The organism is Pseudomonas sp. MPR-R2A5, assembly GCF_058793055.1.
Map to the genome: position 1 here is coordinate 93,003 of NZ_JBXAFK010000016.1, position 26,006 is coordinate 119,008.

19 protein-coding genes are annotated in these 26,006 nt (G+C 62.8%); 8 read left to right on the plus strand and 11 right to left on the minus strand.

All coding sequences use genetic code 11. The features are described from left to right. Nucleotides 1–3: 3 nt before the first annotated feature. Complete coding sequence (locus AC1Q6I_RS13935; protein ID WP_102623837.1) at nucleotides 4–1,626, plus strand: methionine--tRNA ligase; 1,623 nt, start codon at nucleotides 4–6, stop codon at nucleotides 1,624–1,626. Further along, nucleotides 1,619–2,758 (plus strand): NAD(P)/FAD-dependent oxidoreductase, encoded by a 1,140-nt coding sequence (locus AC1Q6I_RS13940; protein WP_102623836.1) that lies wholly within the window; start codon nucleotides 1,619–1,621, stop codon nucleotides 2,756–2,758. Before AC1Q6I_RS13935 ends, AC1Q6I_RS13940 begins: the two co-directional genes overlap by 8 nt. Before the next feature lie 323 nt (nucleotides 2,759–3,081). Here AC1Q6I_RS13940 and AC1Q6I_RS13945 read toward each other — a convergent pair whose 3' ends face one another. Beyond that, nucleotides 3,082–3,600, minus strand: a complete 519-nt coding sequence (locus AC1Q6I_RS13945) for a sterol desaturase family protein (RefSeq protein ID WP_024075331.1) — start codon at nucleotides 3,598–3,600, stop codon at nucleotides 3,082–3,084. Between the two features lie 324 nt (nucleotides 3,601–3,924). On the opposite strand from AC1Q6I_RS13945, the gene AC1Q6I_RS13950 reads away from it, so the two are divergent. Next, on the plus strand, nucleotides 3,925–5,265 hold the full coding sequence (locus tag AC1Q6I_RS13950; RefSeq protein ID WP_173903842.1) for an ABC transporter substrate-binding protein: 1,341 nt from the start codon (nucleotides 3,925–3,927) through the stop codon (nucleotides 5,263–5,265). Between the two features lie 9 nt (nucleotides 5,266–5,274). Here the strand turns inward: AC1Q6I_RS13950 and AC1Q6I_RS13955 are convergent, their stop codons facing one another. From AC1Q6I_RS13955 to AC1Q6I_RS13975, 5 genes are all read right to left on the minus strand, one after another. Next, nucleotides 5,275–6,906 (minus strand): dipeptide ABC transporter ATP-binding protein, encoded by a 1,632-nt coding sequence (locus tag AC1Q6I_RS13955; protein WP_102623835.1) that lies wholly within the window; start codon nucleotides 6,904–6,906, stop codon nucleotides 5,275–5,277. Further along, entirely contained in the window at nucleotides 6,903–7,796 is an 894-nt protein-coding gene (locus AC1Q6I_RS13960; RefSeq protein ID WP_102623834.1) for an ABC transporter permease, read from the minus strand. The genes AC1Q6I_RS13955 and AC1Q6I_RS13960 overlap by 4 nt, the downstream gene beginning before the upstream one ends. Before the next feature lie 3 nt (nucleotides 7,797–7,799). Next, complete coding sequence (locus AC1Q6I_RS13965) at nucleotides 7,800–8,750, minus strand: ABC transporter permease (RefSeq protein WP_024075335.1); 951 nt, start codon at nucleotides 8,748–8,750, stop codon at nucleotides 7,800–7,802. Beyond that, complete coding sequence (locus AC1Q6I_RS13970) at nucleotides 8,747–10,360, minus strand: ABC transporter substrate-binding protein (protein WP_041160933.1); 1,614 nt, start codon at nucleotides 10,358–10,360, stop codon at nucleotides 8,747–8,749. The genes AC1Q6I_RS13965 and AC1Q6I_RS13970 overlap by 4 nt, the downstream gene beginning before the upstream one ends. 62 nt (nucleotides 10,361–10,422) lie before the next feature. Then, nucleotides 10,423–12,855, minus strand: coding sequence for a TonB-dependent receptor plug domain-containing protein (locus tag AC1Q6I_RS13975; protein WP_102623863.1), 2,433 nt, complete (start codon nucleotides 12,853–12,855; stop codon nucleotides 10,423–10,425). A 334-nt stretch (nucleotides 12,856–13,189) separates the two neighbouring features. Between AC1Q6I_RS13975 and feaR the strand changes: the two genes are divergently transcribed. The 3 genes from feaR (at nucleotide 13,190) to AC1Q6I_RS13990 (ending at nucleotide 17,318) form a co-directional block, all read left to right on the plus strand. Next, nucleotides 13,190–14,131 (plus strand): transcriptional regulator FeaR, encoded by a 942-nt coding sequence (feaR, locus tag AC1Q6I_RS13980; protein WP_024075338.1) that lies wholly within the window; start codon nucleotides 13,190–13,192, stop codon nucleotides 14,129–14,131. A 130-nt stretch (nucleotides 14,132–14,261) separates the two neighbouring features. Further along, complete coding sequence (locus tag AC1Q6I_RS13985) at nucleotides 14,262–16,376, plus strand: PQQ-dependent dehydrogenase, methanol/ethanol family (RefSeq protein WP_102623833.1); 2,115 nt, start codon at nucleotides 14,262–14,264, stop codon at nucleotides 16,374–16,376. An 87-nt stretch (nucleotides 16,377–16,463) separates the two neighbouring features. Continuing rightward, entirely contained in the window at nucleotides 16,464–17,318 is an 855-nt protein-coding gene (locus tag AC1Q6I_RS13990) for a transporter (RefSeq protein ID WP_102623832.1), read from the plus strand. A gap of 44 nt (nucleotides 17,319–17,362) precedes the next feature. On the opposite strand, the gene AC1Q6I_RS13995 is transcribed toward AC1Q6I_RS13990, so the two are convergent. Beyond that, the gene (locus tag AC1Q6I_RS13995) at nucleotides 17,363–18,850 is read right to left on the minus strand and encodes an aldehyde dehydrogenase family protein (RefSeq protein WP_102623831.1); all 1,488 of its coding nucleotides are present in this window, start codon (nucleotides 18,848–18,850) and stop codon (nucleotides 17,363–17,365) included. 272 nt (nucleotides 18,851–19,122) lie between these two features. On the opposite strand from AC1Q6I_RS13995, the gene AC1Q6I_RS14000 reads away from it, so the two are divergent. After that, nucleotides 19,123–20,292, plus strand: a complete 1,170-nt coding sequence (locus AC1Q6I_RS14000) for a p-hydroxyphenylacetate 3-hydroxylase oxygenase component (protein ID WP_069075902.1) — start codon at nucleotides 19,123–19,125, stop codon at nucleotides 20,290–20,292. Nucleotides 20,293–20,357: 65 nt separating this feature from the next. Continuing rightward, a complete protein-coding gene (locus AC1Q6I_RS14005) occupies nucleotides 20,358–21,299 on the plus strand; it encodes a p-hydroxyphenylacetate 3-hydroxylase reductase component (RefSeq protein ID WP_102623830.1) in 942 nt (313 codons plus the stop codon). A gap of 127 nt (nucleotides 21,300–21,426) precedes the next feature. Here AC1Q6I_RS14005 and AC1Q6I_RS14010 read toward each other — a convergent pair whose 3' ends face one another. The 4 genes from AC1Q6I_RS14010 to AC1Q6I_RS14025 all read right to left on the minus strand — a co-directional run bounded on the left by AC1Q6I_RS14010 (nucleotide 21,427) and on the right by AC1Q6I_RS14025 (nucleotide 25,743). Continuing rightward, on the minus strand, nucleotides 21,427–22,533 hold the full coding sequence (locus tag AC1Q6I_RS14010) for a class II histone deacetylase (protein WP_024075344.1): 1,107 nt from the start codon (nucleotides 22,531–22,533) through the stop codon (nucleotides 21,427–21,429). Nucleotides 22,534–22,566: 33 nt separating this feature from the next. Then, nucleotides 22,567–23,730, minus strand: coding sequence for an MFS transporter (locus AC1Q6I_RS14015; protein WP_102623828.1), 1,164 nt, complete (start codon nucleotides 23,728–23,730; stop codon nucleotides 22,567–22,569). A gap of 22 nt (nucleotides 23,731–23,752) precedes the next feature. Beyond that, the gene (locus tag AC1Q6I_RS14020; RefSeq protein WP_173903841.1) at nucleotides 23,753–24,634 is read right to left on the minus strand and encodes a transporter; all 882 of its coding nucleotides are present in this window, start codon (nucleotides 24,632–24,634) and stop codon (nucleotides 23,753–23,755) included. A 131-nt stretch (nucleotides 24,635–24,765) separates the two neighbouring features. Beyond that, nucleotides 24,766–25,743 carry a helix-turn-helix transcriptional regulator gene (locus tag AC1Q6I_RS14025; RefSeq protein WP_024075347.1) on the minus strand — a complete coding sequence of 326 codons (978 nt, stop codon included), beginning with the start codon at nucleotides 25,741–25,743 and terminating at the stop codon, nucleotides 24,766–24,768. Nucleotides 25,744–26,006 lie beyond the last annotated feature (263 nt).

Sequence of the window (26,006 nt, forward strand, 5' to 3'; positions counted from 1 at the left end):
AAGATGACTGCTATCACCGCGCAAAAATTCTTCCTGATGCCGATTCCTCCCACGCCCAACGGCAGGTTGCACCTGGGCCACATTGCCGGTCCTTACTTGCGCATGGACATGCTCGGGCGCTACCTGCGCACCCAGGGGCACAGTGTCGATGTGGTCTCGGCGGTAGACGGCTTCGACTCCTACGTCCTGTGGAAAGGCGTGCAGGAGCTGCGCGCGCCCGAAGAGGTGGTGCGTGACTACCACGGGCAGATCGCCAACGACCTGCGCGCGCTGGATGTCGAGGTCGATGACTTCCTCGACCTGGTGCAAGGCCCGTACGCCGCGCAGCATGCAGACAATGCCCGGCGCACGGTCGAGCGCCTGGTGGCGTTGGGCGTGACCGAAACCGTGGTCGAACGTGTGCTGTATTGCCCGCATACCCGTCGCTACATGGCCGGCGCCTGGCTGGTGGGGCAGTGCCCGTATTGCCAGGCCGGGGCTGGCGGCTACTTCTGTGAAGCCTGCGGTGCCTTGTTCCGCCCGGAAACCATGCTCAATCCCCAGCCGCGCATGGGCGACAGCCCGTTGCAGTGGGTCGAGGTCGAAAGTCTGTTCCTGAAAGTGGCCCACCCCGACCAGTTGCTGCGGCGCATGGCGGCGTCCGGTGCGCCGGCGTCGATCATCGAGGTGATCGCGCGCTTCCTGGAACGCGAAAATGGCCGCGTGCGGCTGACTGCACCCGGCGACTGGGGTGTGGCCTGGAGCCCGGATCGTTTTGACAACCCACGCGTGTTGTTCGAGTCCGGCTGGGAATACGCACTGACCTGCGCCGACCGTGCCCGCGAGCACTCCCCGGAGCACGGCCACTCCATGCTGCGCAGCAGCGAGGTGACCACGCTGGTCAGCTTTGGTATCGATAACGCGGTGTTGCTGCTGGCGGGCAGCGTGGCGGTGATGGATGCCCTGCAGGATCACCAGTCGTTTGACTACGTGTTGACCAACTACTTCTACAACCTGCAAGGCGCGAAGTTTTCCACCAGCCGCCTGCATGTGGTCTGGGCCGCCGATATCGTCGAAAAAACCCCGGCCACCAGCGATGGCGTGCGTTATTTCCTCTGCCGCGAAAGCCCCGAACTGGGCGAAACCAATTTCGCCGTGGAGGAGTTTGTCGAGGTGGTCAATGTGGACCTGGCCGGTGCCCTCGACCGGCGTGTCGACCTGGCCCTCGGCAGCCTCGATCAGGCCCGGTTGCAGTCCATCGAGCCAGACTTGTTGCCGGGCCTCGAAATGGCCGTTGCGCGCCTGGGCCAGGCGTTCCGGCTCGACGCTGTATCGGTGCGCGACGCCTGGGAGGTGTTGCACCAGTGGATGCAACGGCCGGACCTGGACGTGACACAGCCTGGGCACGCTTACTTGTGGCTCAAGGGCCTGGCGTACCTGGCCGCGCCGATCATGCCGCGCCTGGCCGAGCACCTGTGGCACCGCCTGGGCCATGACGGTTTGCCGGTGGTCCAGGCGCTGTATGCCGCCTCGCTGCCGAGGCCGGAGACCGTGGCGCGCCCGCGCTTTGCGGCCTTGTCCCCGCTGGCGCTGGCGCCATGCTTGCCGGCCAGCGTGGTGCTGGCGGGTGCATCCAGCGATGCATGAATACGCTGACGTCATCGTGATCGGTGCCGGCACCACCGGTACCAGCGCCGCCTGGCACCTGGCGCGCGCCGGCGCGTCGGTACGGCTGCTGGACAAAGGCGCGATTGCCAGTGGCTCGTCGGGTGCGTCGCCGGGGATCGTGCGCGAGTATTACGCCGACCCTGTCCTCAGCCAACTGGCGGCAAGGGGCGTGCGGGCCTATCGCGATTGGCGGCAGCACTATCCCGGCACTTGCGGCTACCAGCGCACGGGGTTCTTGACCGGTATTCCCGCCCGCGAACAAGCGGCCACCCAGGCCAACGTCGAGCATTTGCGCGCGACGGGCGCGGCGCTTGAGTGGTTGTCTGCCGAGCAAATGCAGGCGCAGGTGCCTGACCTGATTATCGACGGCCTGGCGGGCGCGGTGTTCGAGCCCGACGCGGGCTATTGCGATCCGCGCCTGACCGCGCGCAGTTTTGCAGCCGGTGCACTGGACCTCGGCGCGGTGATCGACGAGGGGCGGGCGGCACGACGGATCGTGCGCCAGGCCGGGCGCGCCATCGGCGTGCAGACCGACACCGGCTTTATCGCCTGCGCCCATGTGGTCAATGCCGCCGGGCCGTGGGCTGCCACCCTGGCTGACGATTGCCAGGCGCCATTGCCGATCCACGCCACCCGGCAAAGCGTCGGCATTGTCCAGGTGGAGGGCGTTGACTCGCCGATGCCAGGCTATTGCGACCGGGAGGCGGGCTTCTACCTGCGCCCGGACCAGCCCGGCAGCTATTTCATCGGCTCGCTGATTGCCGCCGAAGGCGCAGTGATCGACCCGGATAGCTTCGACCGCAGCTTCTGCGACGCCAACGTGCTGGCCTACCGCGACCGCGCCGCCCTGCGCTTGAAGCGCCTGACCGGCGCACGGGCCACCGGCCGCCGCGTGTCGTTCTTCGACAACACACCGGATGGCAACCCGATTGTCGGCCCCGACCCTCGGGTGCCGGGGCTGTTCGTCGCGGCGGGGTTATGTGGGCATGGCTTCAAGTTTGCGCCGTTGTTTGGGCAGGCGATTGCGCAGTGGGTATTGCAGGGCGAGATGCCGGCGCAGATGGGGGTGTTTGCGGTAGAGCGATTTCTCGGGAGCGTTCAGTCAACCTAGTTGATCCTGACGTCCGAGCCGGCGATCAGCCGGTGTCGACGATTCGACAAGGCCGAATGCCTGTAAGGACTGTTAGGACTGTAAGGAATGTAAGGAATATAAGGAATGTAAGGAATGTAAGGAATGTAACTGTGGCGAGCGGGCTTGCCCCGCGTTGGGCTGCGCAGCAGCCCCAAAACCAGGCCCCGCGGTGTGTCAGTTAAAAACACATCGCCTGGAATGGGGCCGCTTCGCGCCCCAACGCGGGGCAAGCCCGCTCGCCACAACAAACCCGCTCGCCACAGCAAGCCCACTGGCCACAACGGCCCTATCTACCGGGGGGCTCAGCCGCGCGCTTCATTTCGAATGAAGGTGCGAAACACATGATCCCACAGCGGCGAAGAGACCCCGAAGTTCTTCTCGATACCTTTGCGATGGTGCAGATCGTGATTGGCGATCAGCCCTGGAATGAACCGATAAGCCCAATGGTTGGGGCGGTGCATCACGTAGTGCACCGAGATGTAATAGAAATAGCCCACCACCGCACCGACGAATACCGAGGTCAGTTGCCCATACCAGGCCAGCAGTAACAGGACCGCCAGCGCCGAACTGGTTTTCCAGCTGGATACACCGATGAAGGCGAGCACATCGACATGGTGGGTCCAATGTTCGTGGCGATACAGCGAGTGGAACAGAAAACGGTGTACCCCATATTCCACCAACGTCCATCCCAACAATCCGGCAAGCGCCAGGCCGGGATCAAACGGTGCGAGGTAAAGTGCGAGGATCACGAACAGCGGAACGCTAAAGAAGTCGAGGTAGTACGCGACCGATGACATCAGCCATTTGTTTGATGCAGCCATGCGCAGGGTGTCCTTGAATGCCCGATAAGGGGCGGGCGTGCTGTCCGTAGGGGCGCTGAATGTACCCGAAGGTGTGTGCCGTTTGAATGCGCGGCCGCAAATAAATCCTCCCATCCACACCGCGCAAAGCGGCCGAGGCGCTGTTGGTGGCGCAACACCGGTTCAATAAACTGTGCGATTTCACGGGCTCTACGCTTCGCGCGAATGGGGGTAACCCGTTGAATCTACGAGGCTTATGCTTTGGCATGATTTGTGTTGTCAGTGGGTTGGCACTGACCCGACAACGGGAGGGTTAACCCTCACCTTTCATAAGAAACCACACCCATGCACATCCCCTTCAAGCGCACGTTAATCGCCGGCCTGCTGGCCATCGGCACATTTGGCGGGCTGTTGCCTGCCGTGGCCCAGGCGGCCAATGATCAACAGTTCATCCCGTTGGCGACCTATCGGGTCGGCGCCTACGCCTCCAGCGGCATTCCGTGGTGGGCGGGGGAGATTGACTACTTTCGCTACATCAACGAGGTCGAGGGCGGTGTGAACGGCGTCAAGCTGGTCTGGCAGGAGTGCGAGACCGAGTGGAAGACCGATCGCATCATCGAATGCTACGAGCGCTACAAGGCCGGCCTGGACGGCGCGCCCACCGGCTTCTTCTTCACCCATAGCACGCCGGCGTCCTATGCGCTGATGGACCGTGCCGCCGTCGACCATATCCCGTTGATCGATGGCGCCGGCGGGCGTACCGAGTCGACCGATGGCCGCGTGTTCCCCTATGCCTTCCCGTTGCTGCTCAACTACTACGGCCAGGCGTCGGTGGGCATCAACTACATCGCCCAGCGTGAGGGGGGACTGGACAAGCTCAAGGGCAAGAAGATCGTGACGGTCTACCACGACTCCGCCTATGGCCGTGAAACCCAGGCCGCCATGCAGTTGCTCGCAGAAAAGTACGGCTTCGAGAACATCCAGATCCCGGTGGCCGACCCTGGCAATGAACAGTCCACCCAATGGCGGCAAGTGCGCCAGATCAATCCGGACTGGGTCTTCCTGCGTACCTGGGGCGTATCCACGCCGGTCGGTATCAAGACCGCCGTACGTTTCGGCATCCCGGTGGATCGCCTGATCGGGGATGTCTGGGCCGGCTCCGAAGCCGACGTGATTCCCGCGGGCACCGCTGCCAAAGGCTACCAGGCACTGGCGCCGTTCCCGGGTGGCGACACCTTTGAAATTCACCGCAGGCTCAAGCAGTTCATCCTTGATCCGGGCAAAAGCAACCTCAAGGACCCCAGTTACTTCGGCAAGGTCTACTACAACATCGGCCTGATCAACGCCGCCATTGCGGTCGAGGCCCTGCGCACCGGCCAGGCCAAGTTCGGCCACCGTGGGTTGAACGGCGAAGAAACGCGCTGGGCGTTCGAGCACCTGGACATCGACGCAGCGCGCATCAAAGCGTTGGGGCTCGAAGGGTTGCTGGCGCCGTTGAAACTGTCCTGCGCCGACCATGAAGGCGGCGGTGCGGCGCGGGTGCAGCAGTGGGACGGGCAAAAGTGGGTGTTGGTGACCGACTGGGTCCAGGCCGACCGCGCCACCTTGCGTCCGTTGATCGAAGCCAAATCCGCTGCGTATGCCCAGGAAAAAGGCATCGCAGCGCGTGACTGCGCGGCCGAGTAGGCCGCCGGCTCAGGCGGCGGTGGCCGCCACGCTGCCAGGGATGGCGGCAATCAACTCACGGGTGTAATCGCTGCCCGGCCGGTTGAAAATCTGTTCCACCGTTCCCTGTTCGACCACCTTGCCATTGCGCAGCACCAACACCTCATGCGCAAAGTTGGCCACCACCGACAAGTCGTGGGACACCAGCACATAGGCAATCCCCATTTCCCGCTGCAGCTCTTCGAGCAGGTCGAGGATGTGCGCCTGCACCGACACATCGAGGGCGCTGACCGGCTCGTCGAGCAGCAACAGGTCCGGCTTCAACGCCAGCGCACGGGCGATCGCGACACGCTGGCACTGGCCACCGGACAGCTCGCGCGGCAGGCGATCGAGGAAGCTGACCGGCAGGTGCACGCGACCGATCAGCTCGCGCGCCGCGTGTTCCAGCGCCGCCCCCTTGAGCCGCCCGAACGACACCAGGGGTTCGACAATACTGTCAAACACCGTGAAGCGTGGGTCGAGCGCGGCGAACGGGTTTTGCTGGACCAGTTGCAGGCGTTGACGCAGCGGGCGGAATTCGCGCCAGCTCAGGGTGGTGACGTCTTGCTGCTCGAACCAGACCTGGCCCTGGGTGGGTTTCTCCAGGCCCAGGGCGATGCGCAACGCAGTGCTCTTGCCTGAGCCGGATTCGCCGACGATAGCCAGGGTCTGGCCGGGGTAGACCTGCAGGCTGAGGTCTTGCAGGGCCACGAAGGAGGGGGCTTCGCCCTTCACCTTGGGCAGGCTGAAGGTCTTGCCGACGTTGTGCAGGCGCAGGATCGGTGCGTGCGTTGCATCGGACCTGGCGTGTGGCTCTCGGCGCCTGGCGAACGCGGGAGCGGCGGCGATCAGCGCGCGGGTGTAGTCGTGGCGCGGGTTCGCCAGTATCTGCCGGGGCGGGCCCTGTTCGACCACTTCGCCTTGCTTCATCACCAGGATGCGGTCGGCGCGGTCGATGGCCACGCCCAGGTCATGGGTGATGATCAGCAGGGAAATGCCCCGTTCACTGACCAGCCGTTGCAGGTGGTCGAGAATCTTGCGTTGTACGGTGACGTCGAGGGCGCTGGTGGGCTCGTCGGCAATGATCAGGCGGGGGTTGCCGGCCAGGGCGATGGCGATCAGCACGCGCTGGCGCATACCGCCGGAGAGTTCATGGGGGTACTGGCGGGCCCGCAGGACCGGCTTGTCGATACCCACCTGTTGCAGCAGCTCGACAATATCGGCATCGACGCCGGGGTAGCGCTTGCCCTTGGCCAGGATCAGCGCCTCGGCGATTTGCTGGCCGATGCGCAGGGTCGGGTTGAGGCTGACCATCGGGTCCTGGGGCACCAGCCCGACGGTGCGCCCACGCTGCAAGCGTTTCTGGCGTTCGCTGGCATGGGACAGGTCGTTGCCGCCCACCCACAGTTGACCCGCACTGATCTGCGCGTGGTCGGGCAGCAGGCCGAGAATCGCGTTGGCCAGGGTTGATTTGCCCGAGCCCGACTCGCCGACAATCGCGACGGTTTCGCCCTGGGCCATCGACAATGACAGGCGTTGTACCGCCAACAGGGTCTGGCCGCCGGAGCGGTAGCCGACACTGAGTTGGCGCACATCGATCAACAGGTTGTTATCGGCGGTCATCGCTGGATCTCCTCGAAGGTGCGGGCGATATGGTTGAGGCTGAACACCACGGCCACCAGGAACAGGCCTGGCAGCAACGAGACCCACGGAGCGGTGATCAGGAAGTGCCGACCGTTGGCGATCAAGGTGCCCCATTCCGCTGCCGGTGGCGCAGCACCGAAACCGAGAAAGCTCAAGCCGGCTGTCGCCAGGATCGCGGCGCCGAAATCCAGGGTGGCGAGCACCGCCACCGGGCCCCACGCGTTCGGCAGGATGTGCCGCAGCAAGGTGCGCCGCCAGCTGGCGCCGCCCAGGCGCGCGGCTTCGACGTAGGGCAGGGTCTTGACGCGCAGCACTTCGGCGCGGGTGGTGCGGGCGAACCCCGGAATGATGCCGACGCCCACGGCGATGGCCACCGGCACGGTACCGAAGCCGATAGCGGTGACGATCGCCAGGGCCAGCAGCAGGCCGGGCAGGGCCAGCAAGACATCGATAAAACGCATGAGCACCGCATCGATGCGACCGCCGGCAAAGCCGGACAGGATGCCGAGCCCCAGCCCGCCGACCAGGGCGATCCCAACCGCGAGGAACGCCGCCAGCACTGACAGGCTGGCGCCGTAGACCACGCGGGTGTAGAGGTCGCGCCCCAGTTCATCGGTGCCGAACCAGTGGCCCAGGCTGGGCGCGCTGAGTTTGGCGGCCGGCGCGGTGGCGTAGGGATCGAAACTGCTCAGCAATGACGGCGACACCGCCGCGACCAGGGCAAACAGCACCACCAGCAGCGCCAGGCTGAAACCGGGACGGCGCAGCAGGGGCAGCACCGCCGAGGCGGCGCGTTGCAATCGGCTGCGACGGCGCCAGAGGGGGGGGCCCAGGGTGGTTGGCGCAAGACGCCGGTCAATCGTGGTCATGGTCTAGGACACCTTTGGCGTATGGGAGATGCGCGGGTCGAGCCAGGGATAGAGCAGGTCGACCAGCAGGTTCACCAGCACAAATGCCGCCGCCGAGACGGCAACGATGGCCAGCACCACTGGAATGTCCTGGCGCAGCACCGCTTCCTGCGCCAGGCGGCCGATGCCGGAGCGGGCAAAGATGGTTTCCACCAGCACCGCGCCGGACACCGTATTGCCCACTTGCAGCCCGATCAGGGTGAGAATCGGCAGGGCCGCGTTGCGAAAGCCGTGACGCGCCTGCACCTGGCCACGGCTCAAGCCCTTGGCATAGGCCGTGACGATGTAGGGCTCCTGCCACACCCCTTGGAAACTGCGTTGCAACACCTGGGCGTACACCGCCGCGCTGGGGATCGCCAGGGTGATCGCCGGCAGCACCAGGCTTTCAACCCCACGGCTGCCGGTGGCGGGAAACCAGCCGAGGCCGAACGCGAATACCTGGATCAGCAGCAGGCCCATCCAGAACACCGGCACTGAAAAGCCCAGCGACGGCAACCGGGTCAACGCGATTTTTAACGGCCGCCAGCGCAGGTACGCAGTCAGGTAGGCCAGGCCGACACCGCCGAGCAGCGACAACACAATCGCCAGCCCGGCCAGGGACAAGGTCTGCGGCAATCGCTCGGCGAGCAGCTCGGCCACCGGTCGATTCAGCGACAGCGACTGGCCGAAGTCACCGTGCAGCGCGCCGAGCAGCAGGTTGAAATACTGCTCGAACACGCCCTGGTCGAGGCCGTAATAAGCGCGGGCCTTGGCCAGGTCTTCGACCGACAGCGCGTCGGCCTCCATGCCCGAGGCGCTGAGCATGATGGACAGGGTGTCGCCCGGCAGCAGGTACAAAATGAAATAGGTGATGCTATAGGCGCCCCAGAGCACCAGCAGCGCCTGGCCAATCCGGCCGATCAGGTAACGGCTCATGGCGTACCGACCTCGATATCACCCAGCAATGCGAAGCCCTCGGCGGTCCAGCGAAAGTGTTTCACCCGTGGCGAGGTCGCTGCCTGCCACACGCGTTCATACACCGGGAACGCCGAACCCTCATCGATCAACAGGTCTTGCAAATCGCCATAGGCCGTGGCGCGTTGTGCGCCCTGGGTGGCGGTGATGCCGGCATCGAACAGGCCCTTGGCGGTGTCCAGCACGGCCGGCTCATAGAGGTTGGTGGCCAAGGTCGAGCTGTTGGCGGTGCGCGGATCGAGGATGGTTTGCAGGATGATCGGATCAGCACGGGTCATATAGTTGATGGTCAGGTCATAATTGCCGGCGGTGTTGTTGGCGACCCATTCGGCGCGGGTGACCACGCTGAGTTTGAGCTCGATGCCGACCTTGCGCAGCTGATCCTGAATCAACACATCGCCGGCGGTTTCTGCCGGGCTGATGTTGTAGCTCAGGCTCAGGCGCTTGCCGTTTTTCTGCCGATAACCGTCCGCGCCCTTGGCCCAGCCGGCTTGATCCAGCAGGCGCTCGGCGGCGGCCGGGTCGTAGACCAGTTTGGCGCCCTGGCTCTTGAAGTAGGGCGTGGTCACATCGAAGATGCCGTCCACCACCGGGAACTCGGCGTTGTACACCGTGCTTGCGTAGCTCTTGCGGTCGATGGCTTTTTGTACGGCCAGGCGCACCTGTTTGTCGGCCAAGGCACGCCCGCCACGGGTATTGGGGTACAGGTTCAGCGCCGGGCCCGGCAGCGAGCGGCTTTGAATGGTTGCGCCCCTGGACTGGAACAGTTTCAGGTCCACCTCGGAGAACGGGTTGCGCGGCCACAGGATGTCGGCCTTGCCTTGCAGGAAAAGGCCGTTTCGCACGCTTTCCTCGGGGATATAGCTGATGTCCACCGCGTCCAGGTGGGCCTCGCCCTGGTTCTTCATATTGGCCGACGCCCAGGCATAACCCTTGCGCTTGGTCAGGTGCGCGCCGACTTCCGGGGTATAGCTGGCCAGGATGAACGGGCCGGTGCCGATGATCTTGCCCAACGAGCGTTCCTTGGCGCTGAGCGCATAGGAGGCCGGGGCAAGGATCGACAGGTTGGTGGTGGATGTGGCCTGCAGGAAGCCCGCATTCGGCTTGGCGAGCACCAGCTTGACGGTGAAGTCGTCGACCACTTCGGCGTGATCGAACCCCGCCAGGTACGTGGCGCCGAAGGTGGCCGGCAACTCGGTGGCCAGCGCCTTGTTGCTGTCGAAGGCCGTCTTGACCGCCTGGGCATCGAAGCGCTCGCCGTTGCTGAAGGTGACGTTATCGCGCAGGTGGAAGGTGTAGGTGAGGGCGTCGTCGCTCACTTCCCAGCTTTTGGCCAGCCAGGGAATGATCGTGCCGGTTTCCGGGTCCTGGTCGGTCAGCGACTCGGCGACATTGCGCAGCAACACCCGGTGTTCAAGCCAGTAGACCTGGAACGGATCGACGCTGACCAGGGTGGTGTTGTCGCCGAAAAAGGCGATGTTGAGGGTCTTGCCGGCCTGGGTGTCGTTACCCGACGGTGAGCAAGCGGCAAGGCTTAACGCCAATGCGCAGGGGGCCAGCAGACGGCTCATCAAGTTGGAGGTATTCAATGGAGTGCCCTCAGGTGGCGATTGCGGTGTATGCAAGGGGTGGGTCAGAAGTCGTAGGCCAGCTTGGTGTACCAGTAGCCGCCGCCTGGATAGAACGGCGGGTTGCCATAGGGCGCCAGGCCCAGGTTGCTGTAGACGGCGTGCCGGTCGGGACGCACGTCGAAGATATTGGTGCCGCCGACGCTGACGGTCAGGTGGTCGACGAAGGTGTAGCTGACGTCCAGGTCGGTGATCCATTTGGCGCCGAAGCTGCGGTCGCCCGTGGGGTTCACCGCCAGGGTCTTGACCGTGCCATAGCGGCTGGTTTGCAGGTTGACCGCCAGGTCCGCGACCTTCCAGTTGGCGCCGAGGATCCATTTGGTCTTGGGCGACGCTTCGGTGAGGTCGCCCTCGCGGTCGCGGCCCACCAGGGTCACGCCGGAATTGGCGAGGGCGGCGGGTGTGCCGCGACTGTCTTCAATGGTGGTCTTGTTCCAGTTGAAGCCCAGGCTCCAGCGCACATCGCCCCAGGCATCCAGCGGCGTGGTGTGGTCGGCAACGATGTCCAGGCCGCGGGTGCGGGTGTCGAAGGCGTTGGTGTAGTAGTTGACCCAGGTACCGGTGGGCACACCCTGGGCGGCGAGGATGGCATTAATGGCGCCATTGCCCTGGTCGTAGATATTGCTGGTCAGGGCGATGCGGTCATCAATGTCGATCAGGTAGGCATCGGCGGTGATGCTGGTGCGTGGCGCTGGCTGCCAGGTCAGGCCCAGCCCCAGGTTGCGTGATTTCTCCGGCTTGAGGTCGTCGCCACCCAACGCCTTGGCCAGGTTGCTGCCGGAAGGGGTCAAGCGGGTCACGGCGGGCACCACGTTACCGTTCACATCGGTGGCCACTCGGTTGTCTGCCACCGTGTAGCCGATCTGCGTCAGGGACGGCGCACGAAAGCCGGTGCCGACCGTACCGCGTACCGCCACCGTGTCGGTCAGCTCGTAGCGTGAGTTCACCTTCAGCCCGAAGGTATTGCCAGAGTCATCGTCGTAATGTTCGACACGGCCGGCCACGTCGAGGAACCAGCGCTCGGTCAGGTCAAAGCCCAGGTCGAGGTAACCGGCGTAGTTATTGCGGATCAGGCTGACTTCATCCTCCGGGCGAATCGTGACGGCCGCCTGCGCCCCCGACGCCGCCGGGTAAGTGCCGGTGATATAGGCCTCGGGATCTCCGGCGAAGGTACTGAAATGTTCCCAGCGGTGTTCCAGGCCGGCGGACACCTGCACAGGCGAGGTCAGGTTGAACAGGCTGTCGTAGCGGCGAGTGATGTCCAGGTTGTTGACCCACTGCTCAAAGCGAAAGGTCGCCAGGTTGTCGAACCGCGTCGGTGAGGCGGTGCCCAGTGACGGGTTGATATTCAGGTCGCTGGAGTGGTGGACGTTGTTGCGCCCATAAGTGGTGCTCAGGTCCCAGTTCCACTCGGCCACTTGCCCCTTGCCGCCAAACAGCAGTTGGTAGTCGCGGTCCTTGATGTTGTTCAGCGGGTAGTAACCGTCCGGAAATACCTCGGGCACCGCGGCCCTGCCGGTGGGCAGGCGAAAGTAGTTGGCGGCCTCGGCGTCACGCTCGCCATAGGTGGAGAAGGAGTACAGCGTCAGGTCTTCCAGGGGCAATTCGGCGTTGTAGGCCAGGTTGAATGCCTTGAGGTCAGGGTCGCCGTTCTTGATCGCCACCCGGTTCCAGGCGGCTTCCTTGGCGGGGTCGCTGAACGCCCTGACCGTGCTGTCGGCCTTGTCGTTCCAGGCGGCGGTCCCGCGTTTGCGGGCATCGGCGGAGAAGTGGAAAAAGCCGCGTTCGCCGAGCTTGAACCCCTCGTCGCCCGCCACCTTGATGGTTTCGCCCTGGCCGGAAAACAACTGGCCGTAACTGGTCTCCAGGTGGCCGCCGCTGTTGTCTTTCTTGAGGATCACGTTGATCACGCCCGCCACCGCATCCGAGCCGTACTGGGCGGCAGCGCTGTCTTTGAGCACCTCGATATGGTCGACGGCGCTGACCGGGATCAGGTCGATGTCCACCGCGTTCGCGCCGCTGTTATCGATCGAACCGCGCTGGCCGGTCGCGCCGTTGTGCCGGCGCTTGCCGTTGACCAGTACCAGGGTGTAGGCCGGGCCCAGGCTGCGGTTGCTGAGGGGGCGGGTCACTGAGTTGTAGCCGGCAATGTTGGTGCCGAAGTTGAACGAGGGCAGCAGCTTGGCAATGGCCTCGGACAGTTCGGCGCGGCCGGTCTTGAGCAGTTGTTCGCTGTTGATCACGTCAATCGGTGCCGGGCTGTCGGCCACGGTGCGCTGTTGGCCGCGCATGCCGGTGGAAATCACCGTGACCGTGCCCAGTTGGGCGTCATCCGTCGTGGTCTCGGCGAAGGAGGGCGCGCTGGCCAGCAGCAACGAGCTGGTCAAGAGTGACAGGTGGAACTTGTTGAGGGGGCGCGGGGCGGTGATGTCTGGCATGTTGGAAAGGTCCATGTAAGCCTGCTGAAGGCTCCTGGTGGTCGTGGGGGTACGTCCTCCGCCAGGCATGGGGTCGGTCTGTGATGTGAAGGTATTACTATAAGAAACGGGAGTGAAAGTCTTTTTTGGAATAAGCTAATTATTAGATATTGTTATCTTAATAATTTATAAGATCATCTATTTTTATTATGTTGCCCGTGAGCGGCTCAACGCTGCGCAAAGTCCTCGGTGCACGCTCCATAGGCCCCAGCATCGCGGGCCCCCTCGGCTTGCATATGCCGCAGATAGATAATATGTTAACGGAATAACTAAAAAGAATCAGTGGGAGGGGGGTATGCCTGCCTTGCTTCACGCTTGCGATGCATTCGCCAACTGGAACCGCGACTTGCGTGCAGTCTGCGGTAACTTCAACACGACGCTGTCAAACCAGCACAGCCTGTTTATCGGCAGTGTCCATGGCCAGGATGTCTGCGGCCTGGGGGTGGCGCATATCCGTACCAACGCAGGGCTGATCAGCCGCCAGCGCACCTCGGGGGATGGGGACGATGATCGCTACTGCTTTCTGATTCTCCAGGGCGCGGGCCATCAGCGCATTCGCCAGCAAAACCGGGTGATCGAGTTGGGGCCTGACGACATTGCCCTGGTCGACTCGGCGCAGGCATTTGAGATCGAACCCCAGGGCCTGGTGCACAACATCTCGATCCATCTGTCACGTGACGAAGTCAGCCACCAGCTTCGCCCCGAACAGTTGTTCGGCAAGCTTGCGCGCAATAGCGTCGCCACTCACATGATTCGCACGTTGGCGCGCTCGCTGGGGGATGTGGAGTTGCGCAAGGACGAAGGTGGCCGCAGCGATGGCCCGGCACTGGCGCAAGCATTGATCGGCTTGGCCGCCGCCGGCCTGCGCGAGCGTGACGAACGCCAGCCCGGTTTTGCCTGCGTGGGCCAGGATGATATTTACGGACTGGCCACGCGACTGGTGGAAACCTCTCTGCAAGAGACGGAACTGGGCCCTGAATACCTGGCCCGACACCTGAACGTCTCGGTGCGCCAGCTTTACCGGCTGTTTGAGCAACGCCACGAGAGTATCTCCCGCTACATCCAGCAACGCCGCTTGGAACGGGTGGCGCAAGACCTGTGCGCGCAAGACCTGCGCCATGAATCAATCACCCAGATCGCGTTTAAATGGGGGTTTGTCGACGCGGCGCATTTCAGTCGCGTCTTCAAGCGCCATTTCCAGCATGCCCCTCGGGACTATCGCCAACACGCCCTATAAATGCCGGCCTGGCAGGGAATGCCAAGCGGTTTGGCAGACTCAGTCAAGTCCTCGGACGTGGCAGGCACTCTAATAAGATTGCCTGGGCTGGGGTTGATACCGAGCCGATTATTGCTGGAGAAAAATAAAAATGAGAACACGGAGCTTGCTGATCGGCAGCCCTTTACTGATGGCTGCGTTGTGCCCGGGTGTGTGGGCGGGTCCGGCGCAGGTCGACGGTCGGCGCATCATCGCCGCCGACCAGGAGCCAGGCAACTGGATGAGCCACGGCCGCACCTACGACGAGCAACGCTACAGCCCGCTCGATAGCGTCAATGCCGACAACGTCGGGCAGTTGGGCATGGCCTGGACGACGAAACTGGATATCGACAGCGGCACCGAAGCCACGCCGCTGGTGGTCGATGGGGTGATGTACACCACCGGGGCTTTCAGCATTGTCTATGCGATCAATGCCGCCACCGGCGAGTTGCTCTGGAAATATGACCCTAAAGTCCCGCCCGAAAACCTTAGCCAGGGCTGCTGCGGCCCGGTCAATCGGGGCGTGGCGGTGTGGCAGGGCAAGGTCTATGTGGGCAGTTTTGATGGACGCTTGATTGCCCTGGATGCGGCGAATGGTCAGCCGGTGTGGAGCGTCGACACCATCATCGATCGCACCAAGAGCTACTCGATCACAGGCGCGCCGCGCATCGTCAAGGGCAAGGTGCTGATCGGCAATGGCGGCGCCGAGTTTGGCGTACGCGGCTACGTCACGGCTTACGACGCCGAGACCGGCCAACAGGTATGGCGTTTCTACACGGTGCCGGGTGATCCGAAACTGCCACCGGAAAACCCGGCCATGGCCAAGGCGATGAAGACCTGGGACGGCGATGGCTGGGTCAAATGGGGCGGCGGCGGTACCGTCTGGGACTCCATGGCCTACGACCCCGAGCTGGACCTTCTTTATGTGGGCACGGGCAACGGCTCACCCTGGAACTACCAGTTCCGTACCAATGGCAAGGGCGACAACCTCTACGTCTCGTCGATCCTGGCGCTGCGGCCAGACACCGGCGAATACGTGTGGCACTACCAGATCACCCCGCAAGACCAGTGGGATTTCACCGCGACCCAGCACATGATCCTCGCCGACATCAAGATCGACGGCACCCTGCGCAAGGTGATCATGCAGGCGCCGAAAAACGGCTTTTTTTACGTTCTGGATCGCACTAACGGCCAACTGCTGTCGGCGAAGAGTTTCGTCCCGGTCAACTGGGCCAGCGGTATCGACATGAAAACCGGACGCCCGATCCTGACCGGTGCGGCCGACTATTCCAAAGCGCCGAAAGTGGTGCAGCCCAGCTTTCTCGGTGGGCACAACTGGCACCCCATGTCGTTCAGCCCTAAGACCGGCTACGTCTACATCCCGGCCCAGTACACCTTGGCCGAACTCAAGGCCGCGAAGGCACCGATGTTCTTGTCGAACAAGTCAGTGGTGAACTTCGGGCTGGATGTGCCGGACCTGCCTGAAGACCCGAAAGCCTTGAATAAAATCCGTGACGCCTGGAGCGGTGAGCTGATTGCCTGGGACCCGGTCAAGCAGCAGGCCGCCTGGAAGCAGCCTTATATCAGCGCCGGCAACGGCGGCACACTGGCCACGGCGGGCAACCTGGTGTTCCAGGGCACGGCCGATGGCCGCGTGGTCGCCTACCGCGCCGACACCGGCAAGCCATTGTGGGAGCATCGCGCCAACTCCGGGGTGATGGCCGGGCCTGTCACCTATACCGTCAAGGGGGAGCAATACGTGGCGTTCTCGGTGGGATGGGGCGGGATCATCCCCTTGCTGACCGGACCGTTGACCAATAAGGGCAAGGTGCGCGCCGAATCACGGGTGATTGCCTTCAAGCTGGGCGCCCACGGCAAACTGCCGCCCCCCAAGGTTGCCCCGGTATTGCCGACCACCCACCAGGCACTCACGGCAACCCCTGAGCAACTGGCGCAGGCGCGCGGCCTGTTCAACGGGTTGTGTGCAGGTTGCCATGGCCTCAACGCGATCAGTGGCGGTGTGGTGCCGGACCTGCGCTACCTGGACGACAACAAGCATGCGGCGTTTCCGGCGTTTGTCAGCGGCGCGCTGATCACCCGCGGGATGCCGAACTTCTCCGACATTCTCCAGCGCGAAGACATGGAGTTGATCCGTCAATACCTGGTCAAGCGCACCCAGGATCTGCAAGCCGACCTCAAGGCTGTCGGGCACGTCGACGCCCACTGATTCCCCGTTGTTTCACCTGTGCCTGGCGACTCCCCACGGAGTCGTCATGGCGAAGCCATGCCCCCAATAACAATAAAGAGATCCGCCATGAAAGCACTCAATACCCTGACACTGAGCACACTTCTCGCCAGCCTGGCCCCTTTGGCCCAGGCCGATGTCAAACCCGATCCGGGCGACTACACGGCGCTGCCCCAAGGCACGGACGTGGTGGTGTTGTACCAGCAGAATCCGCGCGGGGATAAGGTGTACTCCGGCGGCAAGAAAGTCGCCGACAACCTCGACCTTGACCTCACCGTCGGGGTGCTGCGGCTGATTCACTTCACCGAGTTCTTCAACACTGGGCTGACCTGGGACCCCCAGATCGTCATCCCCTTCGGCTACCAGAAGACCGGCGCCACCGACAGCAAGCATTCGGGGCTGGGGGATATCACTTTCGGTGGCACGGTGTGGACCATCGCCGACCTGGCCAAGAACGAACACCTGGGCTGGTCGGTATTCGTCACCGCGCCGACCGGCAGCGAGAAGAACCAGGGCTTTGCCTTGAGCAGCAACCGCTGGGCCCTGGACTTCCAGGTCGGTTACATCAAGGGGCTTACCGATAAAATCACCTGGGATGTGATCGCCGAAACCGAGTTCTACGATGAGCAGCGCTCCACCGATGCGAAAAAGGATCCCTTGCTGCAATTGCACAACCACCTGCGCTACAACTTCACCCCGGACACCTACGCTGCGGTCTCCTACCGGCATAACTGGGGCGCGCGCGAAACCCTTGACCATGAAACCCTGGCCACCAGCCGCAGCAACGGCACGCTGGGCTTCACCGTGGCGACCATGCTGGGCAAGCAGGTGCAAGTGATGGGGCAGTTGATGCATGACACGTCGGTGCGCGAGGGCGTGAAGATTGATAATTCGCTGCAGTTTCGCCTGGCGTACTTCTACTGAGCCAAGGGTTGCCCGGCATGGACACGGTCCATGCCGGCGCCGGATCAATAGCGAATCATCACCGATTTGAGTTCGGTGTAATCGTCGATAAATGCTGAGCCGAATTCGCGCCCGATCCCCGATGACTTGACGCCGCCAAAGGGTACGGCCGGGTCCAGCAGGGTGTGCATGTTCACCCACACCGTCCCGGCATGGATGGCCGGTACCATGCGCAGCGCCTTGCTCAGGTCATTGGTCCAGAGGCTGGCACTCAAGCCATAGGGCGTGTGGTTCATCAGCGCCAGCAACTCTTCTTCGGTGTCGTAGGGCAAGAACGTGGCAATCGGGCCGAAGGTTTCCTCGTTGAGCAAGCTGTCGTTGAGGCTGTTGGCGAGGATCACGGTCGGCTCGACATAGCAGCCGGGACGATCCATGGGCTTGCCGCCGTGAATGATCGTATTGTTTTCGGCACGGGCCTTGGCAAAAAAACCTTCGAGCTTGCGTTGGTGCTGGCGGTTGGTGACCGGGCCGAATTCAGTGTGTTCATCCAGCGGCGAACCGATGTGCAGTTTGCCCAGACGCTCGGACAGCCGAGCCATGAGCGGCTCGATCTGCGAGCGATGGGCGAAAAAGCGTTCAGCCGCGGCGCAGATCTGCCCGGAGTGCAGGAAACCCGCCTCAATGATGCCGTTGACTGCCGTGTCGAGGTCCACATCGCGCAGGAACCCCGCCGAGTTTTTCCCGCCCAGTTCCAGGGTCGCGCGGGTTAATCCTGCGCTGGCCGCACTGCGGCCTACGGCGATGCCGGTCGGCACCGAGCCGGTGAATGACACCTTATCGGTCCCCGGGTGTTCAACCAGTGCCTGGCCGACCCGACCGCTTCCGGTCAACACGTTCAGGGCCCCGGCAGGCAAGCCCGCGTCGACCGCCAGTTCGGCGATGCGCAGGATGGTCAGCGGGGTGAATTCACTGGGCTTGATGATAATGCTGCAGCCGGTGACCAACGCCGAGGCGAGTTTCCAGATGGCGATCATGGTCGAAAAATTCCACGGCACGATGCCTACCACCACGCCAACCGGTTCGCGCAGAGTGAACGCGGTATAGCGTTCGCCGGCAAAGGAGGGCAGGGACGGGGTGAGGGTCTGGCCGCTGATCTTGGTGGCCCAGCCGGCGTAGTAACGCAGGAAGTGCGCGGCCTGGTCCACTTCGAAGGCGCGGGAGACCTGGATGATCTTGCCGGACTGGCACGTCTCGATCTGGGCCAGTTCCTCGCGGTTGCGTTCCAGCAGGTCGGCAAGCTTGAGCAGCACGTTGCCGCGCACGGCCGGGGCCACTTGGGACCATTGCTGGAAGCCACGACGAGCGGACTCCACCGCCGCGTCGACGTCGGCAGCGTCCGCATCGGCGACGTGGGCGATCACCTGGTCGGTGGCGGGGTTGATGACTTCCAGGGTCTGGCTGGAATGGCTCTGCACGTAGCCGCCATCGATAAACAGCGTATGGCGACGACGCAGGAAGGCTTCGACTTGGGGCAGGAGGGTGATGTCGGTCATGGGGTTTTCCTGGTGGCGAACAAGGGCAAACGGGGAGGTTAATCAACCGCTGCCACGTCGGCTTGACTGTGACTGCCTGGCGCCATGCCTGTGCCTGCCATCGGCGCGCCAGTCGTGTTGGCGGGGCGCGGCCAGCGCCCATGAAAAGTACAATTTTGCATCTGGAAGGTGCATTTTCCGGACATGCCGCTCACCGCATACTGAGCCTGCAGCCCGCGCCGCCCCTCGATAATGGAAGGCCGCCGGACATCCAATAATAAGCAGGGCCCTCCATGAAAAAGCCAAACCCGCTCCTCGAAGACCTCAAGTCCATTCTGCCGACCATTGCCGCCAATGCGTTCAAGGCGGAGCAAGACCGCAGGGTCCCCGACGAAAACATCGCGCTGCTCAAAGGCATCGGCCTGCACCGTGCTTTTCAGCCCCGTGCCTTCGGTGGCATGGAGATCTCCCTGCCGCAATTTGCCGATTGCATCGCCTTGCTCGCCGGAGCCTGCGCCAGCACGGCCTGGGCGATGAGCCTGCTGTGCACCCACAGTCATCAACTGGCAATGTTTTCCGCGCAGTTGCAGCAGGAAGTCTGGGGCGAGGACCCCAATGCAACCGCGAGCAGCAGCATCGCGCCGTTCGGCCGCACCGAAGAGGTCGACGGGGGCGTGTTGTTCAGCGGCGAGATGGGCTGGAGCAGTGGCTGTGACCATGCCGAGTGGGCGATTGTCGGTTTCCGGCGCAAGAATGCCGAAGGCACCCAGGACTATTGCTTTGCCGTGCTGCCGCGCAGCGACTATCAGATTCGCGATGACTGGTTTGCCGCCGGCATGAAAGGCAGTGGCACCAAGACCCTGATCATCGACAACGCCTGGGTGCCGGAGCACCGCATCCAAAAAGCCAAGGACATGATGGAAGGCAAGTCGGCAGGCTTCGGCTTGTACCCGGACAGCAAGATTTTCTACTCGCCATACCGTCCTTACTTTGCCAGCGGTTTCTCCACCGTCAGCCTGGGGGTTGCCGAGCGCATGCTGGAGGTCTTCCGCGAAAAAACCAAAACGCGCGTGCGTGCCTACACCGGGGCCGCGGTGGGTGCGGCTACGCCCGCACTGATGCGCCTGGCCGAGTCGACGCACCAGGTCGCCGCGGCCCGGGCCTTTCTCGAAAAGACCTGGCAGGAACACGCCGAGCACAGTGAGCAGCAGCGCTATCCGAGCCGTGAAACCCTGGCGTTCTGGCGCACCAACCAGGCCTATGCGACCAAAATGTGCATCCAGGCCGTGGACCGTCTGTTCGAGGCCGCTGGCGGCAATGCCTGGTTCGAGCACAACGAGATGCAGCGCCTGTTCCGTGACTCGCACATGACCGGTGCCCATGCCTACACCGACTACGACGTCTGCGCGCAGATCCTGGGTCGTGAGTTGATGGGCCTCGAGCCCGATCCCAGCATGATCTGAGTCATTCGCCCTACGCGCCATAACAATAATCAGGGCTGCTTGTGCAAGCAGTCCGGGAGTCTTGCATGTCTGATAAATGTTCTGCGTCTTTCGACCCTCGCGCCTTTCGCCGCGCCCTGGGCAACTTTGCCACTGGCGTCACCGTGGTGACGGCGGCCGACGCCAGCGGGCGCAAGGTCGGTGTGACGGCCAACAGTTTCAACTCGGTGTCCCTTGACCCCCCGTTGGTGCTGTGGAGTATCGACAAACGTTCCAACAGCCATGAGGTGTTCGAGGAGGCCAGTCATTTTGCCGTCAACGTGCTGGCGGCGGACCAGATCGACCTCTCCAATAACTTCGCCCGACCCAAGGAGAATCGCTTCGCCGAGATCGAGTACGAATTGGGGGAGGGCGGCTCGCCAGTGTTCGCCGACTGCGCGGCTCGTTTTCATTGCGAGAAGTACCAGCAGGTCGACGGTGGTGACCATTGGATCATGATTGGCAAGGTGGTGGCTTTCGACGATTTCGGTCGCTCGCCGTTGCTGTATCACCAGGGGGCTTACTCCATGGTCTTGCCCCATACCCGAATGACTCAGCGCGATGAAAACCAGGCGCCGAGCAGCCATTTCCAGGGGCGTCTCAGCCATAACCTGTATTACTTGATGACCCAGGCGGTGCGCGCCTACCAGTCCAGCTACCAGCCTCGGCAACTGTCCACCGGCCTGCGTACCAGCGAGGCGCGCATGCTGATGGTGCTGGAAAACGACGCCAGGCTGAGCCCCAATGATCTGTTGCGTGAGGTGGCGATGCCTGTTCGGGAAATCGATGAGGCCGTCGCCAATCTCAAGCGCAAGGGGCTGGTAAACGACGATGACAACGGCGTACGTCTGACGGCGGCCGGTATCGAGCAGACCGAAGACCTTTGGGCGATCGCGCAGGCGCAACAAGAGAAAGTCTTTGCCGAATTCAGCGAAGCGCAGATCGAAACGTTCAAGACCGTGTTGAAGCGACTGATCAGCCACTGCTGACTGCCAGCCCAAGCGCGTTTGATCTTTAGCGGCAACCAATAAAAATCCGATGCCTGTGATGGCATCGGATTTTTTTGCGTCAGGTTCGGCCCCGCGAACTGACCCGCAACGTTGTCAGCATCCAGGCTCAGCGTGCTTCGGCCAGCGCATCGATCCAGTGCCGCTGAAACGCCGCAAGCGCTTCCTTCGGTTGCTGCAACTGCACAAATTCCAGCATGGGATCGGCCACTTCAGTCCGGACGCCCGCCAGTTCCTCAATGGCGGCTAATCCGCAAAACGGCACATACGCTTCGGAATACCCGCCTTCATGCACCAGCACGAGACGGCCTTGACACAGGCGTTCGGCGGCTTTGCGCACGCAGCGGGTCATTTGCCGGAACGAGTCGCTGTGCAACAGCATCCGGGCCAGCGGGTCGACGGCGTTGGCGTCGTAACCGCAGGCGACGATGATCAACTCTGGCTCAAAACGCTCCAGCGCCGGCATCACGATGCGCTGCATCGCGTAGAGGTAAGCCTCATGACCGCTGCCGGGGGGCAACGGAATATTGATATTCGCTCCCAATCCCGCGCCACGGCCGCGATCCGCTTCACCGCTGTAACCCGCAGGAAAGCAGCCGTCTTGATGCAGCGAAATGGTCAGCACGTCGGCACGCTCTTCGAAGATGGATTGCGTACCGTTGCCGTGGTGCACGTCCCAGTCGATCACCGCGACTTTGCCCAATCCACGCTGCGCTTTGGCGGCCTCGATGGCGATGGCGATATTGGCCAGGAAGCAGAAGCCCATGGCGCTGTCGGCGAGGCAGTGGTGGCCCGGTGGGCGTGACAGGGAATAGGCATTGTCGACCTCGCCGGACAGCACCGCGTCCACCGCGGCCATGGCCAGGCCGGCGGAGAGTCTGGCTATTTCATAACTGCCGGGCCCGATGGGCGCGTTCGGCCCCAATTCGCCGCCCCCGGCATCGCTCATGGCCTTGAAACGTTGCAGGTAGCCAGGCGTATGCACCCGCAGCAGGTCCTCATGCGTTGCCGGATTGGCGCTTTGTACCTGCAGGTGTCGGGTCAGGCCGGAAACGTCCAACAGGCTCTTCAACCGGCGTTTGGTTTCCGGCGATTCGGCGTGGCCGGCAGCGGCAGGCGGTTGCACCCAACCTCCTACGGGCAAGGTCAAGGCGTGCAGTCCAGCGCTGTGCCAAAGGCTGAGTTCGTCGAAGAAAAATGCACTTTTTCGGCTCATCGTCGTTTCCATTTTTTAGGGTAAAAGGGCTGCTCATGCGCTAGGGCGGCAGCTCAGAATCAACACCAGGGACAGCAAGGTGATGCAGGCCCCGCCGATCAGCAGCGATTGAAAGTCGCCACTGGCTTCGATCAGCCGCCCAGCCACACTCGGGCCGATGGCCAGGCCGCCACCGATCACCAGGTTGGAGGCGTTCATCAGTTTTCCGGAGCGGTCGAGGTCGGCCAGGCAGGCCAGAATCAACGGCAGGATGAAGGTCCAGGTGAACTTGAACAGCAGCGCGGCCAATGCAAAACGCAGCATGTCGGGTTGGCCCAGCAACAACAGCACCGAGCCTGCCATCACCGCATAACCGAGCAGCAGCAACAGCAGGCGTGGCAGACGATTGCCGATCAGCGAGGCACAACCGGCGCCGACAATGCCTGTCATCGTGGCGATGGCAAGGATCTCGCCGCTGGACTCGGCAGAGAGGCCGGCGCGTGTGCTGATGGAACCGATAAAGGTCCAGACGCCGCTCAGGCTGATGTAAAAACTCAGGATGCCAAGAATGCCCAGTGCGGCCTTCCACTTCGAGGCGAGGGCTACTCGCTCGGCGGCTTTTTCAGCCGGCGGGCTGCCCTGGGGGAAATAACGAGCCAGTGGCAGAAAAACGGTCATCAGTCCGGCGAGGATCAAGTAACAGGCTGACAGCCCGTAGTGTTCGAACAGGCGTGGCAGGATGCTCAAACCCATCGCCCCGACCACCAGTTGCCCCATCACCCATAAGCCATAGACGCGTCCGGGGTTGGACGTCGAGGCCGCGCTGGACAGACAGATAATCATCAATGAACCGCCGGCCAGGGCGCTGCAGAAGCGCAATGCCAGAAGCATCGGGTAATCGTGGGCCAGTATCGACAACAGGTTGGCTGCAATAAACACAACCCCGGCCGCCAATGCGGCGCGGCGCCAGTCGACACGTTTGAGCCACCAGAGAGCGGGCAGGGTGGCCAGGCTCATGGCGCCGAGTTCAGTGGAGAACAGATCGCCGATCTGGGAGGCGCTCAACTGCCATTGAGTCGCCAGTTGCGCCGCCACTGCCGGTGCGGTCATGAGGATGGTCGGGGTGATGGCGGCAAACAGCACAATGGCGGCCAGCAATGCCAGTTGCGATGAAGCGAGGGAACGCTGATGGGGCAGCGGTTTGGTCTGGGTGTTCATGGTCAAGCTCCGATGAATGAATTCAGAACACATGGACCAGGCGCAGTAGCGCGTCGGTGCCGTGATAGCCGTTGTCGGTGGCGACGTTCTGCGAGAGGCTGAACATCAATTGATTCTGTTGATCGAGCCAATGACCGACTTCGAAACCCACCTGGGTGTAGCGCTTGTGGGTGTCGTCGATGCGCTGGTCATTGATGCGCAGCTCGCCGCCGTCGGCGTGGATCAGTCGCAACGCGCCATAGGTGCTTGGGGTGAAGTCGTAGGAGGCAAAGGCTTGCAGTCGATACAGCGGGTCCTGTTTCAGGTCGCTGCCGAAGTAGTCGTCGTTCTTGCCATAGAGCTGGGCTTCGAGGTTGGCTTCCAGCACCCATTTTTCACCGATACCCTGGGTGTAGTTGTAAACGAAGGTGGCGCCCCAGCGATTGGCGCCGGGCGACACATCTGGATGGTTGCTGTGGTACTCACCCACCGGCAGGGTAATCAGGCTCAGCAGTCCGCTGTAGGTGCGCGAGGCGGGGTCGTTGATGAAGAACACTGTGCCGCCGACCTGAGGATCACCGAATCCGCTTTCTCCAGTGTGCTGGCTGGCACCCGGCAGGCGGGCGTTGATGTCGGCGAAGGGCACGATGAACTGTGGCGTGCAGAGCGTGCCGCAGATGTCGGTGAAAAAGACCTGGCGATAAGCCACAGCGTTGACCTTCAGGTCGGCCTTGCCGGTGCTGTCGGCCGGGCCGTGGAAATCGCCGGCGCGGCTTGCCGGCAAATAGAGTACGCCCAGGGTGGTGCCCGAGGGCGCGCCAAAAAAATCCCGGGCGTTGAGGTCGGCAGCGCCAGCGTGCAGGCTCGACAGACCACTGATGAGGGCCAGTGCGGTGTTGCGGGTGAAGGTCCTGGTCATGGGCATTGCATCTCTTCTTTGAGTTGTTGTGCGGCGAACGGATCGCCCGTCATTGGCAGAGGGGAAAAAAAAGCGCAAAAGCGCCCCGTGGCGGTCAAAAGGACCGCGAAAAAGTCAGCGCGAGTCAGCGGTGCAGATCAGTCAGGCGGGGCGTGCAGCAGATGAGCTATTCGGGCTTTGTCCTTGACCCCGAGTTTGCTGTAGATGGCGCGGATGTGGTGGCGCACGGTATTGGGTGACATGCCCAGATCGCGGGCGACTTCCTTGTAGGTCTTGCCTTCGCCGAAGCCCTGGGCCACATCGTTTTCCCGTGGGCTCAGTTGCACCAGCACCGTGCGGCTGCGGGCTGCCAGCAGGAACAGGTCACCGACCGTCGAAGCCTCGACCTGCAAGTGCTTGCCTTCATACCCCTGGGCGTCCATCGCCACCGGCAGGCAAGGGCCGGTCCAGTCCGGCCATTCGCTCAGCAGCAAGTCGACGAAGCCACGTTCCGCGCAGTGCAGTGTGCCGCGCTGGTCGCATACGGCGAGCGCCAGATTGCGCGGGCTGGTGAGGGTTTCGCGCATGGCCACCAGGGTGCGGATCTGATTGGCCGATACCGCCGCTACCAGATGCAGCATGAGGTTGTTCAGCAACAGGCAATCCTGACCGGTAAAGCACGGTGCGTCGGGAGCGCGATACACCGTGAGGTGATCACTGAGGTGGGTCTGCGGGTCGACGTACGCAACGCACAGCAATTGGCCAATGCCATACAGCTCGCCGAGCCAGTTGAGCCCAGGACCGCTGGCGGGGTTGCGCATGTCGACGATGACCGCTTGTCCCAGGTTGTCGTGGACCTTGCCGACGGTCACGTCGATATGACGAATCGATTGCCAGTCCGGCAGGTAGCTGCGGGGCAATTTGTAGAGGTAGGAGTGGTGTTCTTCAGGCAATCCGTCAATCAGTGCCGCACGGCCCCACCAGGCACTGTCGAAGGGCAACAGTTGGCTGATGCAGCTCAGCGCGGCGTGATGGAAATGCTCGATATCTTTGTTCTGCGCCAGGCGCTGAAGCTCCAGTGTTATCGCGCTGAACGCTTCCAGGAGGCTGGCATGTCCATGATCATGACGGCTCATTCGTAGGTACCTCTGTGCGACATTCTTATTGTTTTCGTCACGAAGTCATTAAGGACCGGAACGTCGTCTGGACGTGGGCAGGGCCTGGGGATGAGTATCAGCGGTTTGAAAGAGGATCGCTATCCTACAGATGCACGATGGATCGTATGACTGACGGCTGCGGGCATCGGCTGTCGCGCAAACGCAACCGGGCTAATGAGATGGTCACCCCCACACCCTGCGAGGGCTACGCTTTCGCAGGGTGTTTTGTTTTTGGAGGCCAT

Coding starts and splice junctions, on each gene's coding strand:
- AC1Q6I_RS13935 (WP_102623837.1), top strand. CDS start 4: ATGACTGCTATCACCGCGCAAAAATTCTTCCTGATGCCGATTCCTCCC.
- AC1Q6I_RS13940 (WP_102623836.1), top strand. CDS start 1,619: ATGCATGAATACGCTGACGTCATCGTGATCGGTGCCGGCACCACCGGT.
- AC1Q6I_RS13945 (WP_024075331.1), bottom strand. CDS start 3,600: ATGGCTGCATCAAACAAATGGCTGATGTCATCGGTCGCGTACTACCTC.
- AC1Q6I_RS13950 (WP_173903842.1), top strand. CDS start 3,925: ATGCACATCCCCTTCAAGCGCACGTTAATCGCCGGCCTGCTGGCCATC.
- AC1Q6I_RS13955 (WP_102623835.1), bottom strand. CDS start 6,906: ATGACCGCCGATAACAACCTGTTGATCGATGTGCGCCAACTCAGTGTC.
- AC1Q6I_RS13960 (WP_102623834.1), bottom strand. CDS start 7,796: ATGACCACGATTGACCGGCGTCTTGCGCCAACCACCCTGGGCCCCCCC.
- AC1Q6I_RS13965 (WP_024075335.1), bottom strand. CDS start 8,750: ATGAGCCGTTACCTGATCGGCCGGATTGGCCAGGCGCTGCTGGTGCTC.
- AC1Q6I_RS13970 (WP_041160933.1), bottom strand. CDS start 10,360: ATGAGCCGTCTGCTGGCCCCCTGCGCATTGGCGTTAAGCCTTGCCGCT.
- AC1Q6I_RS13975 (WP_102623863.1), bottom strand. CDS start 12,855: ATGCCAGACATCACCGCCCCGCGCCCCCTCAACAAGTTCCACCTGTCA.
- feaR (WP_024075338.1), top strand. CDS start 13,190: ATGCCTGCCTTGCTTCACGCTTGCGATGCATTCGCCAACTGGAACCGC.
- AC1Q6I_RS13985 (WP_102623833.1), top strand. CDS start 14,262: ATGAGAACACGGAGCTTGCTGATCGGCAGCCCTTTACTGATGGCTGCG.
- AC1Q6I_RS13990 (WP_102623832.1), top strand. CDS start 16,464: ATGAAAGCACTCAATACCCTGACACTGAGCACACTTCTCGCCAGCCTG.
- AC1Q6I_RS13995 (WP_102623831.1), bottom strand. CDS start 18,850: ATGACCGACATCACCCTCCTGCCCCAAGTCGAAGCCTTCCTGCGTCGT.
- AC1Q6I_RS14000 (WP_069075902.1), top strand. CDS start 19,123: ATGAAAAAGCCAAACCCGCTCCTCGAAGACCTCAAGTCCATTCTGCCG.
- AC1Q6I_RS14005 (WP_102623830.1), top strand. CDS start 20,358: ATGTCTGATAAATGTTCTGCGTCTTTCGACCCTCGCGCCTTTCGCCGC.
- AC1Q6I_RS14010 (WP_024075344.1), bottom strand. CDS start 22,533: ATGAGCCGAAAAAGTGCATTTTTCTTCGACGAACTCAGCCTTTGGCAC.
- AC1Q6I_RS14015 (WP_102623828.1), bottom strand. CDS start 23,730: ATGAACACCCAGACCAAACCGCTGCCCCATCAGCGTTCCCTCGCTTCA.
- AC1Q6I_RS14020 (WP_173903841.1), bottom strand. CDS start 24,634: ATGCCCATGACCAGGACCTTCACCCGCAACACCGCACTGGCCCTCATC.
- AC1Q6I_RS14025 (WP_024075347.1), bottom strand. CDS start 25,743: ATGAGCCGTCATGATCATGGACATGCCAGCCTCCTGGAAGCGTTCAGC.